Origin of the sequence: Allorhizobium sp. Av2 (genome assembly GCF_021462805.2) — a bacterium.
In the GTDB taxonomy this organism is placed as follows: domain Bacteria; phylum Pseudomonadota; class Alphaproteobacteria; order Rhizobiales; family Rhizobiaceae; genus Allorhizobium; species Allorhizobium vitis_G.
Genome location: NZ_CP192700.1, coordinates 79,661 through 91,899 on the forward strand (window position 1 = coordinate 79,661; position 12,239 = coordinate 91,899).

The 12,239-nt window shown below is 57.5% G+C and carries 10 protein-coding genes and 4 pseudogenes; 8 read left to right on the top strand and 6 right to left on the bottom strand.

All coding sequences use genetic code 11. The features are described from left to right. Positions 1-99 precede the first annotated feature (99 nt). The 7 genes and pseudogenes from FS819_RS27720 (at position 100) to FS819_RS27750 (ending at position 5,579) form a co-directional block, all read left to right on the top strand. Complete coding sequence (locus FS819_RS27720; RefSeq protein ID WP_070167488.1) at positions 100-1,320, top strand: site-specific integrase; 1,221 nt, start codon at positions 100-102, stop codon at positions 1,318-1,320. Next, positions 1,317-2,255, top strand: coding sequence for a tyrosine-type recombinase/integrase (locus tag FS819_RS27725; protein WP_156550899.1), 939 nt, complete (start codon positions 1,317-1,319; stop codon positions 2,253-2,255). Before FS819_RS27720 ends, FS819_RS27725 begins: the two co-directional genes overlap by 4 nt. Beyond that, entirely contained in the window at positions 2,252-3,244 is a 993-nt protein-coding gene (locus FS819_RS27730; RefSeq protein WP_060716547.1) for a tyrosine-type recombinase/integrase, read from the top strand. Before FS819_RS27725 ends, FS819_RS27730 begins: the two co-directional genes overlap by 4 nt. Before the next feature lie 110 nt (positions 3,245-3,354). After that, positions 3,355-3,657 (top strand): annotated as a pseudogene (locus tag FS819_RS27735) (zincin-like metallopeptidase domain-containing protein); the annotation flags it as partial. Beyond that, positions 3,657-4,596: pseudogene (locus FS819_RS27740) on the top strand (hypothetical protein). The pseudogenes FS819_RS27735 and FS819_RS27740, both read left to right, overlap by 1 nt. Before the next feature lie 318 nt (positions 4,597-4,914). Continuing rightward, on the top strand, positions 4,915-5,040 hold the full coding sequence (locus tag FS819_RS27745) for a hypothetical protein (RefSeq protein WP_267967336.1): 126 nt from the start codon (positions 4,915-4,917) through the stop codon (positions 5,038-5,040). A 221-nt stretch (positions 5,041-5,261) separates the two neighbouring features. Beyond that, a complete protein-coding gene (locus tag FS819_RS27750; RefSeq protein ID WP_060716549.1) occupies positions 5,262-5,579 on the top strand; it encodes a DUF736 domain-containing protein in 318 nt (105 codons plus the stop codon). 85 nt (positions 5,580-5,664) lie between these two features. On the opposite strand, the gene FS819_RS27755 is transcribed toward FS819_RS27750, so the two are convergent. The 3 genes and pseudogenes from FS819_RS27755 to FS819_RS27765 form a co-directional block, all read right to left on the bottom strand. Further along, positions 5,665-6,276, bottom strand: coding sequence for an ATPase (locus FS819_RS27755; RefSeq protein WP_060716550.1), 612 nt, complete (start codon positions 6,274-6,276; stop codon positions 5,665-5,667). Between the two features lie 394 nt (positions 6,277-6,670). Beyond that, positions 6,671-7,476: pseudogene (locus FS819_RS27760) on the bottom strand (hypothetical protein); the annotation flags it as partial. A 71-nt stretch (positions 7,477-7,547) separates the two neighbouring features. Next, complete coding sequence (locus tag FS819_RS27765; protein WP_234614006.1) at positions 7,548-8,303, bottom strand: DUF4160 domain-containing protein; 756 nt, start codon at positions 8,301-8,303, stop codon at positions 7,548-7,550. Positions 8,304-8,834: 531 nt separating this feature from the next. On the opposite strand from FS819_RS27765, the pseudogene FS819_RS27770 reads away from it, so the two are divergent. Continuing rightward, a pseudogene (locus FS819_RS27770) lies at positions 8,835-8,993 on the top strand (DUF736 domain-containing protein); the annotation flags it as partial. A gap of 301 nt (positions 8,994-9,294) precedes the next feature. Here FS819_RS27770 and FS819_RS27775 read toward each other — a convergent pair. The 3 genes from FS819_RS27775 to FS819_RS27785 form a co-directional block, all read right to left on the bottom strand. Beyond that, positions 9,295-9,573: an HU family DNA-binding protein gene (locus FS819_RS27775; protein WP_060716553.1), complete on the bottom strand. Its 279-nt coding sequence runs from the start codon at positions 9,571-9,573 to the stop codon at positions 9,295-9,297. Positions 9,574-9,713: 140 nt separating this feature from the next. Then, complete coding sequence (locus FS819_RS27780) at positions 9,714-9,971, bottom strand: WGR domain-containing protein (protein WP_060716554.1); 258 nt, start codon at positions 9,969-9,971, stop codon at positions 9,714-9,716. A 262-nt stretch (positions 9,972-10,233) separates the two neighbouring features. Further along, a complete protein-coding gene (locus FS819_RS27785) occupies positions 10,234-12,108 on the bottom strand; it encodes a phospholipase D-like domain-containing protein (protein WP_060716555.1) in 1,875 nt (624 codons plus the stop codon). Between the last annotated feature and the right edge of the window lie 131 nt (positions 12,109-12,239).

Sequence of the window (12,239 nt, forward strand, 5' to 3'; positions counted from 1 at the left end):
TGGTCAACGGTCCGAAAGGGGTCGGAAGCTGTCGAAGATCTGCTTAACAGATGTGTCTTTGGCGTGAAGATTGCCGCTCCAACAACAAGGAGCGCTAAAATGTCAATATCCGGCCATACCACCTGCCTTGACGCTTACCTGGCGTCATTCGAGCAGACTTTTGCTGCCAGGAACTACAAACCTGCGACCCTCGAAAACTATCGTCACCACCTCCGACGCTTTGGCAGACTTCTGGAGGTCGAGGGCATCGCGCCATCGGAGCTGACGGCGGATATTGCCGTCGAATTGGGACGGCGATTGCCAACGTCACCCAAATCCCAGATCAAGGTTCCCAACCTTGCCACGCTGTTCGTCGAGCACCTGATCGAAATCGGCGTGGCGACGCGACCGCCACTCACTGCTGCGCAAGCCGAACGCCAAGAGCTTCTCTGCAACCTTGAGCTTTACCTTCTGCGGCAGCGCGGCCTCAGTCCGCGGTCCGTCAAACACGTGCGGGGGTTTGCCGCCCGCTTCCTGGTTCATCGCTTTGGAGACGGTGGGCTCGATCTTGCTGTGCTCGGCGCCCGCGACGTCGTTGCGTTTATGGAGCATGTTATCGCGCGCAAGACGCCCTACCGCGACAAGACGTTGTCCACGCATCTGCGCGGCTTCTTCCAGTATCTGTTCGCCCAAGGTCTCACTACCGCCAACCTATCGCTCTGCGTGCCCAGGGTGCACAAGCCCTGGGGCGAGAGGCTTCCGAGATATCTGTCGCCCGATGAAGTGGAGGCCGTTCTGGCATCGGTCGCGACCAATCCGCGGCGAGGCGCCCGCGACTACGCCATGTTGTTGTTGATGGCGAGGCTCGGTATCCGCGCTCCGGAGGTCATGGCGATCCAGCTCGATGATATCGACTGGCGAGCTGGAGAGCTTCTCGTTCGCGGAAAAGGTCAACGTCACGACCGGCTGCCAATCCCGCCCGACGTCGGTCAGGCAATCAGCCGGTATCTGCGGGAGGAGCGGACTTCGACGACAACCCGCACACTGTTCGTGAGCCATCGGGCGCCGAACCGCCCGTTCAAGGATAGCCAGATCATCAACTCGATTTTGCGGGAGGCGTTCGCGGCAACCGGGGTGAAGCCGCCAACACCATATGTCGGATCGCATGTCCTGCGCCACAGCCTTGCGACAAACTTGGTTCGCTCCGGTGCCTCGCTGGAGGAGATCGGCGATCTGTTGCGGCATCGATCGCGTGCAACAACGATGATCTATGCGAAGCTCGACACGGATGGATTGCGCTCCATCGCCCAGCCTTGGCCGATCACGGAGGCAGCACAATGAGCTTCATTGCTGAACAGCACCGTTACATCAGTATGAGAAGGCGGCTGGGTGCCGACCTGAGTACAGACGAACGCATATTGCGTCGCTTCTCCGCCTTCGCCGACAGCAATGGTGCCGAGTACGTCGATACCAGATTGATCATGTGTTGGCTCGAAAGCCTGTCATCCGCCAGTGCAGGAACACGAGGCACTCGCTTCCGGGTGGCTCGTCAATTTGCCCTCTGGCTACACGGCATGGATCCTCGGCACGAGGTTCCGCCCCAGGGATTAGTGCCTGCTCATGTCCAACGTGTACATCCACACATTTACAGCGACGCCGAAATCATTGCGATTATCGAGCATGCCCGCACGTTGCCATCAGTCTACGGCATGCGCGGTCTCACCTGTTCGACGCTCTTCGGCCTGATCGCCGTGACCGGACTTCGGATTAACAAAGCCTTGCGTCTCGACCAGACCGATCTCGATGTTGAATCCGGCGTCCTTCGTGTTCGCTTCGGAAAGCTCGGCAAGGAACGAATGTTGCCCCTAGATCAAACCGTCGTGCACCAACTGGAGACCTACGGGCGTGAACGGGACCGGCTATTAGGTCACAGATCAGAGCCTATGTTCGTCACGTGCGATGGCCATCGTCTCGGCGATTGCGGCGCCCGCTACAACTTCGCGCTGGTCTGCCAACAGATTGGTTTGAGGCCGAGGCAGGCTTACAAGCGCCATGGGCGCGGGCCACGCATTCACGACCTTCGTCACACCTTCGCGGTTCGGACGCTGCTAAACTGGTATCGTTCCGGCCAGGATGTCGGGCGCGAGATGATCAAACTCACGACTTGGCTCGGTCACGCGAGCCCCGCCAATACCTATTGGTACCTGGAGGCGGTTCCGGAATTGCTGGAATTGGCTTCCGCCCGCATAGCAAGCGCAGCGGAGGGGATTCGATGAAGGCGAGCAGTTTCCCCGCGCTGATCCAACGCTTCTTCACTGACCGGCTCTGCACACAGATGGAGGCAAGTCCCCACACCATCGCCGGTTACCGGGATACATTCCGGTTGCTGATACGCTACGCTGGCTCACGGCGTGGAAAGCCGCCCACGAAGCTGACGATCGAAGATCTTGACGCCGATCTTGTCGCCGACTTCCTGACCCACGTCGAGACGGCGCGCGGTAACACGGCACGAACCCGCAATACGCGCCTTGCCGCAATCCGCTCATTCTTCCGATACGTTGCGATGACCGATCCGACCTGGCTTCTCCATTGCCAGCGCATTCTCTCGATGCCAAGCAAACGATACGTCAAGCGAAGCGTGACGTTCCTCGACGCAGACGAAATAGCAGCCCTCATGGCCGCGCCGGATCGGACGACGTGGGTGGGGCGCCGCGATTACGCCCTGCTGTTGCTTGCGCTTCAGACCGGATTGCGGGCATCCGAGCTGATCGGTCTGCGCTGTAAGGACGTGGTTTTGGGAGACGGCGCCCACATCCGTTGTATCGGCAAGGGGAGAAAGGAGCGTAGTACGCCTCTCCGTCGCGATACGGCAAAGCTGATCCGGGGTTGGATTGGGGAGCGTAGTGACAGCGACAGTCCCCTGTTCCCCTCGATCCGGGGCGAACGGCTCAGTCGTGATGCATTGGAACATCTGGTGCGCAAGCATTGCCTCACGGCATCCCGAGCATGCCCGAGCCTGGCAAGCAAACGGGTTACACCGCACACCTTGCGGCATAGCACCGCGATGGAACTGCTCCATCACGGCGTCGACCAATCCGTGATCGCGCTCTGGCTTGGTCATGAATCCGTGGAAACGACCCAGATCTACATCCACGCCGACATGCGGTTGAAGGAGAAGGCGCTTTCTCAGGTCGCGAGACCGGAGGCCCATCTAGGGCGGTATCGACCCAACGACGAACTGCTCGCGTTCCTTGAATCGCTCTGATTATGCCGAACCGCCGCATGGCTGAATGGGAAAGTCTCCGCGCTGAAAATTGGCCATGCGGCATAATCGGACTTACGGCATAATGGACATTATGCCGATATCGGCATAATGTCCATTGGGCGGGCGGTCCTGCCCGGCTGAACAGGGACCTGAGCCGCTATCACAAGGATCGCCGCGAGAGGGCCTTCGAAGAGATGCTGGTGGAGCTTGGGGCAGCGATGATCTGCGCCGATCTGGGTATCGTGCCGGAGCTGGAGCCGCGCCCGGATCATGCCGCCTATATCCAGAGTTGGGCCGAGATCCTCGGCTCTGACAAGCGGGCGATCTTCAATGCGGCGGCGCATGCGCAGCGCGCTGTCGCCTATCTGCACGACCTTCAGCCGCAGGCAGCCTCCGGACAGGAGGCGGCCTGATGCTCCAGGTGTCGAACTTTACCGGGGAGGGCGCGTCCTCGCCGATCCGGCTGCGGGCGCTTTCGCTCGGCGCCGGCGTCCAGTCCACCACCATGGCGCTGATGGCAGCGCATGGTAAGATCGGGCCGATGCCCGATTGCGCGATCTTTGCCGATACCGGTTGGGAGCCAAAAGCCGTCTACGATCATCTTGAATGGTTGATGTCGCCGAATGTCGTTCCGTTCCCGATCCATGTGGTGTCGGCCGGCAATATTCGCGACAATCTCATGGACGCCGTCGCCGGCAAACGGTGGGCTTCGATTCCGGCTTTTGCAAAAACCGTGACGCCAGCCGGGAGCGCACGACCGGTTCTCGATGAGGACGACGACGGCGAACTCGTCCAGATCGGTTCCCGCGCGACATCGCGCGAGACCGTATCGATCGGCATGATGCGCAGGGCCTGCACTGCGGATTACAAGATCGTGCCGATCCGGAGGAAGGTCCCGGAATTGTTCGGGCCTCAGGCGCAAGCGATCACCTGATCATGCGGTCGCGGAGCAGTGGATTGGCATTTCGACAGACGAGGTCAGCCGGATCAAACCCTCATTCGAGGACTGGCAGATCAATCGTTGGCCGTTGATCGAACAGCGCATGAGCAGGCGCGATTGCCTGGCCTGGTTGCGCCGTCATGATTATCCGACGCCCCCAAAATCGGCCTGCATCGGATGCCCGTTTCACGATAAAGGACGCTGGCGCCACATGCGTGATCATGATCCGGAAGCCTGGGCAGAAGCGGTGATAGTCGATCGAGCACTGCGGACCGGCATTCGACGCATCCGTGGCGAAGTTTATCTTCATCGCTCATGTGTTCCTCTTGACGAAGCCGACCTGTCGACGGCCGCCGATCATGGCCAACTCGATCTCTGGCCCATCGAATGCGAAGGCATGTGTGGCGTCTAGGGCAGCCTTCTGGCGCTGCGGTGACGGATCCGCTCCATTTGGAGCGGAAGAGGCACCGCCATATGGTGGAACTCTGCCGTGAAAGACGCCGGCCCAGTCAGTTCCTGAAGCGGGGGACATGTTCCATGCTGACCAGCCGTTGGGGTGTGGGGCGCTGAGGGCGAGTGCGATTGCAGCATAGCCGAGGCCTTGCCGGTTGGGAGGAGACACCATCCAGTCGAAGATGGCTCTGCTGTCGAACAGTCGGTAGTGCAGACGCACCCATCGGCGATGGCGTCGAAGGGAACTGCAGGTCTGCAGCCGTGACGTGGTGTGAGCATGGTCCCGAAACGATTGTGCCAGCGGCGTGCTGGTGGTGAGTTCAACGATTGGTCTCGCGGCATGTCGTGGTCGATCCGGTTCGGACAGGCCACACCCACGCAGACCTCGATTGATCTGGTGTGACCGAAGGACGCCTTCGTCTCGATCGCCTTGGCCGCAACGGCCATACGCAACTTTCTTCCCCTGCGAACAGGTTCGCATTCCTCGCGGGCCAAGAAAGCCGCTCCCGGCCGTCCTCCACTTCGTTCCGGCCGCCAGCGGTGCGGCGTCGATCGCCGTCGGTCTTAACACCGTCATCGAGGACGCGATGGGCGCGACCCGAGCAAACCGGAAAGGTTACGACAATGGCAGTCATCGGCGAATTCACCACCAACGGCAACAACTCGATCATCGGCAACGTGCGCACGCTCACCGTCAGCATGAAGGCCCGCCTGAACCCCATCGAGCGCGTCTCGCGCGACGCTCCGGACTTCCGCATCACCGCCGGCAACGGCGTCGAGGTCGGCGCCGGCTGGAAGGTGGTCTCCAACGACGGCGAGGAATACATCTCGGTCAAGCTGGACGACCCGAGCTTCAACGCCCCGATCACCGCAGCCCTTTGGCCGGGCGAGAAGGAAGGCGACTACGCCCTCATCTGGAACCGCCCGAAGCGGGAGGCCTGATCCACGCCGAGGAGCTCCGCCGAAAGGCGGGGCTCTTTTCAGTGAAAGGAAGCTGCAACAAAGTCGCGTGGCTGCGGCGCGCTATTCACTCAGTCGCGATAGATTGCACAGCAGACGAGATGACGCTAAGGGCATTCTCGTCAAGAGTAATGATACCATCCTGTTTTTCGCCGATCAGCTTTGGCGTTGCACCGCTGTTGTCCCAAATCCAGGCTCTGTCAGCTCGTTCGAGAAACCAAGGGAGTTGAGCGAGAGATCTTACGTAGCGTGCACGCACCTTATCGGCAGGCACGTCATGCCCACCCTTCGCAACACGAAGTTTGATACGCTCGATCGACCGCTCCGGGCTGTCCAAAACGGTGTAGAAAAGCCATACGGCAAATCCCAAAGCTTCAGCTGCCTCAACCAGACGCCGATACTTATCCGTCGATAATACGGTCTCGACACCGATTGTTTTATGAACGGCTATGGATGACTGGATCCACGCTTCGATGCGCTGAACTGCAACCAAGTTGGCTTCGGGAAGTGGCTCCTTCTCCACTTCACTGATCCGGGCGGCTAGAAGATCCGGATTGACAATCCATACGGACCGCCCTTCCAATTCGAGATCCGCATTTGCGTAGACGCTACTCTTGCCGGATCCGTTCGGTCCAGCGACGATCAGAAAGACGGGCTGTTCAAGCTTTTGCAGGAGCACGATCGACGACGCCAGTCACAGCCTTGTTGTCACGGCGCGCCTTGGCCACATTCTTGCTAAATACATAGGTAAGATCTTGTCCGAATGTTTGGCTTTTCGCGTCGATCGTGCGCACGGTGACGAACTGCCCGCTACTCGAATCGCGAACTCGTTTCTCCGTGACCGCCTTGCCACGCACTCCGGACTTTGGGCCACCAAGCTTTTTGACGACGACTTTTGCCATGTCTGCTCCAATCTTTCGTTTAATATAGCAAGCATTATCGAGGACGAAAAGGCCAATCCTCTTAAGGAGCACTCGCAATTGATCAGGTGTCGCCGAGCAAGTTGCGGACGGGATCGCTGGTCGGTAGCCGGGTGATTGAGAGCCGAGCGAGGAGGCTGCAGAAGCATCTGGCAAAGGCCGACCCTCCCCGATCAGATAGTGACGAATATCGAGTGTTTCCCAGTTGTTGACGTGTGCCGACGAACTGAACTTGTCGATGGTGCCATCGCGCTTAACCGACAACGCGTGAAGCATCAACAGTGCCGACGCAGCAGATCGGATATTGAGCCTGTAAACGAACTGGTTCTCATACATATCCCCTGTGTGCGATGTCAGTCTGACCAACATCGAGGGGTTGGTTTTGAGCCACTGCGCAGCATGAAAAAAATGCTCGATGCCGCTGCGCTCTATGCACTGGCATATGCCCAAACCACGCGCCATCTCGACCAGTCGATCATAAGCCCGGGCAACGGAATTGGTCTGGGCGCTGACCGCAAACCCGGAGTTCGAAACACGATGTGGCTTTTTAGTCCCGAATTCATCCACGGCAGCGTTTCCATCTTCATGCCGAAGCTGGTCAACGGGTAAAGTACGAACCCCGGGCGCTCGATCCCGGCCGACGCGAGACCGCTCAGGATTTTTGCCGGAACACCACCACCACCTTGCTTGGCGCAGGCGAAAACGTGCTCATCCAGGAGAGACGTTCCGACATAGATCTCCCTGGACCATAACAATCGGGCCATCGCCGCGCGAATATTTACGATATGGTGCTCGATTGCGCCACGTTCGCTGTCGCTGAGTTTCTTCTCATCGGTAACCAGATGATCGAGCGAGTTGAACAGGTTGAGCTGATTGTGTTTGCTGGCAAGGAAAGCGTCGGACTGGTTGACCGACTTCGACTGCGGAGTGACGACTGTGGCGATTGTGGGATGACGCAACTGCTCACCATGATTAGCGATTAAACAGAGAACGCCAAGCGAACCGGCAACGGGTCGCTGTTGACCAGATTTCACGAATTGCTGATGAGCTGCGTCCTGCTCTTCTCCCAAGCCTCGTTTAGGTCATTGAGATGCCGCTCGATCCAGGCGACAATCTCTTCCCCATATCGACCGGAACTACCTTCGAGCACTCTAAGGGTCACGAGGTTGAATGCCACGTTGATTCCTCCGCCGCGAACGACAACGTTTGCTGGCATTGCAAGATTGGCGCAGGTCACAACGGCGCTGGCGCGGTCATATCTGTGCCGAGAACCGAGAAGATCGCGCAATTCGGAGAGAGCTTTTTCGTCTGCGGCGTAAATTCCAACCGCCTCAAGCTCGCGACGGCCGTGTTGTTCGAAGTCATAAGGCACGTAGCCGTCTTCGGTCCGGTATAATACTTCTTCAAATTCCTCGGGAACAATGGGCCGAAACGAAAGAAACCATGTCTCTTCCTTCGTTGCTGTCATCGACATCATTCTTTCCAGCTCCGAGGCGTTCAGACCGGCGACGGTCTGAACGCAGGAAAGGCCCATGAGCTTCGCGAATTTCGGACCGTCATTTTTTCGGGACCAGGCGGAGTAGTTGTAAAGCTTGCGATCCCGAGTCGGAATTTTGACCTTAATTCTGATGCGCGTCTTATCAGCCGTCCAGACACGACCCTGGCGGAGCTTCGTTTGCTCTACCTTTTCGACATACGGACGATGAACCGGATCGAGTTGTTCTCCTGTCGTCAGCCCATGACCTTCGTGGCTTTCATCGGTTGTCAGCCAAACGACATCGCGCAACGGCTCTCCAGATCGTCTCTTGACGTGACCTAGGTTGAGCTGAGAAGCCAAAATCCCCTCAGCGAGGGAAACGGAAGTATGATGAAAGAGGATCATTAATATCTCGGAACAGAGAAGACTTGGAGTTGAAACGTCCTATAGACCATCGAGAATAGATTGTTTACCCCTAATAGAGTTATTGTCACTTTGGTCTGGCGCGAAACCATGTGCATGAAAGGGAACGCAAGAAATTCCGATTCGATGCTTTGTCGTGTCTATTGTCCTTCTCCGCAAGGCCGCCACGGGAGTTTCATAAAGAAACCGGCCCGACTTGCGATCAGCTCATCGACGGGACTGGTAGGATCACAGCCGTGACATGGTAAGAGCCCCGAGGCCAAAGACGATACCGTGGCGGATCGGTCTTGAATTCGCCGATGTTTTTTTCGCAACTGTACCCATCCGGTCCCGGACTGGGCGCACTTGCGCGGACCTCGATGGATCTGGTGTGACCGAAGGACGACTTCGTCTCGATCGTCATCCCGCAACGGCTCCGGTGCAGGCTGGAAGGCGGTCTCCAACGACGGCGAGGAATACATCTCGGTCAAGCTGGACGATCCAAGCTTCAACGCCCCGATCACCGCAGCCCTGTGGCCGAGCGAGAAGGAAGGCGACTACGCCCTTATCTGGAACCGACCGAAGCGGGAGGCCTGAGCTTCCACCGAGGAGCTCCGCTAGACAAGGCGGGGCTCTTTCTCTTTGCGACAGATAAACCGGTCGCGGGTATCGAGCCCGTTCCCGACTTTTCTGGTGCCATCAGATCGACCCATGGTGCCGGGAGCCAATGCCGGCATCAAGGAGAGCGGTACCCCCAAAATGCCAGCGCATTTCGGCTCTCCACTCCCGGCTCCGTGAGTCGCGTTCGCGATCCTTGACCCCGCCATCGCCTCCCGACCTGCGGCGTCTTCTTTCAAAAACGTCAAGGAAACGCCACCGAACCAGCAGCACAGGGACGTCAGCCGTTGAGCGCGTCCTTTACCGCCTTGCCTGGCGTGAATGTCAGCTTCTTAGACGCCGCAATCTTGATCGTAGCACCCGTCGCCGGATTGCGTCCGTCTCGTTCCGGGGTTTCCTTGACCTTGAATTTGCCGAAGGACGGGATGGATGTTTCCGTGCCAGCCTGGGCTGCGTCCGCAATCTGTTTGAAGACGCTTTCGACGATGGCCTTCGCCTGAACCTTGGTCAGGTTCTGTTCGGACGCGATCTTGTCGGCGATTTCGTTGGTGGTGGTCATGGAAGAATAGTCTCCTCTATCGATTGGTGTTCTTCTGGTATGACAACGAAGATGTGGCGGGGATAGGGGCGTAAAAGCTGGATTTGCTGCAAGAATGGCGAAAACCACAGGAAAATTCGGGTTTGGATCGCGGGCGCCGGCTATTCGCTGGGCTGAACGCTGATATAGCCCCGTCGCTTCTTTGTGCGCTCGATGCGTGCAAGTGCCGTATCCGCATCTTCTTCGCTATCGAAGGTATCAACCATTGTCTGCCCGCTCGATCCAATCCGGCCCCAGTTACGAATGACGGAGGCGCCGCCGAAGAGCGTTGGCTGAATCGCAAGCATATAGAAGCGCCGCATGTTCTGCGTCGTATCGATGCGGTGAAGATGAACCAGGCCAGTTGCGTCTTTTTCCATGGCTGGATTCTCGCTTCCTTTGGAGGGAGCGTCCAATGACGATTCTGAATCAATCAGGAAGTATCGATTCATCTGTGTGATGAGTTCGATCGGGAATGGGCGAGGCGACTTCGCCGCACTGGCTCTATGCGCGAGCGCACCGAACCCGCTCAGCAGTTCCGTCCCATGCGGGTCACGATCCTCTCGTCACCCAACTCTGGTTGGCTCACCCAAGTCAATCGGCAAAACTGCGCATGCAGCTCTCATTATCGATCGGCAACGCTCAGCTTTGCTTGGCGGCTCGTCGCTTCTCGGCGGCCTTCCGCTTGTCCTCGAGCGCCTGTTGCTGGGCCATGACGGCGGATTCATTCGGATCGCGGGCTTGTGCCTGCTCGCCCCACGAACCTGGAGCGTCCCGGAAGAACATCTCGCGCCGTGCGTTGAGATAGGTTCCGGGGAGAAAATCATCTGCTGTCCAGTCTTTGATCTCTTCGAGAAACGCGCCCTCTGCGTCCTTTCCCTTGCCTGCCTGACTATTGGCCGCGTCCCGAAAATAGAAATGTTCGTGGAGCCTGAGGAACTCCGTCAGATAAATATCGGCGACGCGGGTATTGCCTCTGATCAGGACCATGTTCTCGTCGTTGTTCTGAAGGCTGTTGGCGGAGAAGTTCGCTGATCCGGTGCAGATCAGGGGATCATCAGATAGCGGGTCGATCATCAGGTATTTGGTATGAATGAAAAAGATGTTGCCGCTCTCACGGGTGTGTTCCTCGCGCCAGAACCATTCCCCGAGCGGAAAATTTTTGATGTCGATGGTTCTGGTGGTCTTTTTCCCGTTCGGCAGCGTGATCATGATTTTCTTCTTGCCCAGCACCGCCCCATAGGAGGTGGTCAACATCGGGTCACGACCGTCTTTACGAAAGGCCGCAATCAATTCTGCCGGTGGACGCGATTCCATCACCAGCATGCGCAGGCAATCACGCTTTTGCGCCAGAGCGGAGATCAGAAGTGGGCTGACAGTGAACGCGACGGTGAACATCGCAAGGTCGCGTGCGTCGAGAATCCTGTTACCATACCAGAATAGCATTGCGAGATCGTCGCGCGCGCAAAAGATCGGGGAGATTGAGCCGGGCTCAACAACCTCCTGCGGTTGGGGCGAGATGGTTTTCGTTTCTTTTCTAACCGGTGCGCCTGTCGGGTTTTTCGATAGCAGATCCCAGTATTTCTTGTAACGATCAGCCAGCATTGGATCGCGGAACAGGTGACCAAGATTGGACTGTCCCAAAAAACCCGACATGGTAATGTTCGTCGAGCCCGTCCAGAGGGCCAGTGGCTTGTCGGATTTCGAAGAGTGGACGATGAATTTGTTGTGCGGAATGGTAGGTCGTGTCCGTTCTATCAGGACATCTTTGCCGGATAGTTTCGTGCCGATCGCCTTCTTGTTCGCCTCGGTGGCGTGATAGATAATTCGAACGTTGACGCCTCTCTTCAGCGCATCGTCGAAAGCATCGATGATGGGCTGATAGCTGAACTCGTAGAGGCAGGCGTGAAGCCACTCCCCTTTCTTGGGTGCCTTGATATAGGCAAGGCAGGCTTCGAGTAGCCCACGCGAGAGCCACCGCGTCTTGATATTGTTGAGGTCAAGCACTTCTTCTTCTGTCGGAGGGATATTGCCGAACTCGCGTGCATAATGCTGGCTCGCAATTGCTCCTCGATTGAACCAGATTCCGTGCTTGCCGTCGTCTTCGTCTTCTGTCCGGATTTTCAGCGCGATCATACGATGTTTATCAAGCTGAAGATCGCCTACCGGACCATAGGCGGGAAATATCTCGTACTGATAATCGGTGCTCGGCTCCGCTCCATAATCCGACCAGAAGAATTTCTGGATCGGGTGTTTGTCCGTCCGGAAGATCTTGAATCTTCCGTTGATCTTCTCCTTCGGCTTGGGTTCGACCGTCCTGAACACCTTGCTCGACTGGAGCCACTTCACGCTTGTAACCGTTTCGCCGTCGGGTTTCTTGAGATATTCGGAGCGGCGGATCGAAAATCCTCTCAGGCTATTTCGCGTGTCCCGATCGGCATCGAATGCTAGAAGGATCGAACGCGTGCCGGTGATGGCGCGAACCTTCAGGCCGTTGTTTTCCTCAAAATACCGCATGCCGTTCCCCCGTGTGATCAAGAGTTCCAACGAAGCTTTTGTTGAGCGCTGTCAACTATACAATTTTTCGGTCACGATAGAAGTGGCCATTCGTCTTGGTCGCGAGCCGGTGTGATTATTGTGAAGCTTCT

Bases quoted from the DNA above. Each gene is read 5' to 3' on its own strand.
- FS819_RS27780 (WP_060716554.1), bottom strand. From the start codon at position 9,971: ATGGAAAAAGACGCAACTGGCCTGGTTCATCTTCACCGCATCGATACG.
- FS819_RS27785 (WP_060716555.1), bottom strand. From the start codon at position 12,108: ATGCGGTATTTTGAGGAAAACAACGGCCTGAAGGTTCGCGCCATCACC.
- FS819_RS27745 (WP_267967336.1), top strand. From the start codon at position 4,915: ATGGTCCCGAAACGATTGTGCCAGCGGCGTGCTGGTGGTGAGTTCAAC.
- FS819_RS27750 (WP_060716549.1), top strand. From the start codon at position 5,262: ATGGCAGTCATCGGCGAATTCACCACCAACGGCAACAACTCGATCATC.
- FS819_RS27725 (WP_156550899.1), top strand. From the start codon at position 1,317: ATGAGCTTCATTGCTGAACAGCACCGTTACATCAGTATGAGAAGGCGG.
- FS819_RS27730 (WP_060716547.1), top strand. From the start codon at position 2,252: ATGAAGGCGAGCAGTTTCCCCGCGCTGATCCAACGCTTCTTCACTGAC.
- FS819_RS27775 (WP_060716553.1), bottom strand. From the start codon at position 9,573: ATGACCACCACCAACGAAATCGCCGACAAGATCGCGTCCGAACAGAAC.
- FS819_RS27720 (WP_070167488.1), top strand. From the start codon at position 100: ATGTCAATATCCGGCCATACCACCTGCCTTGACGCTTACCTGGCGTCA.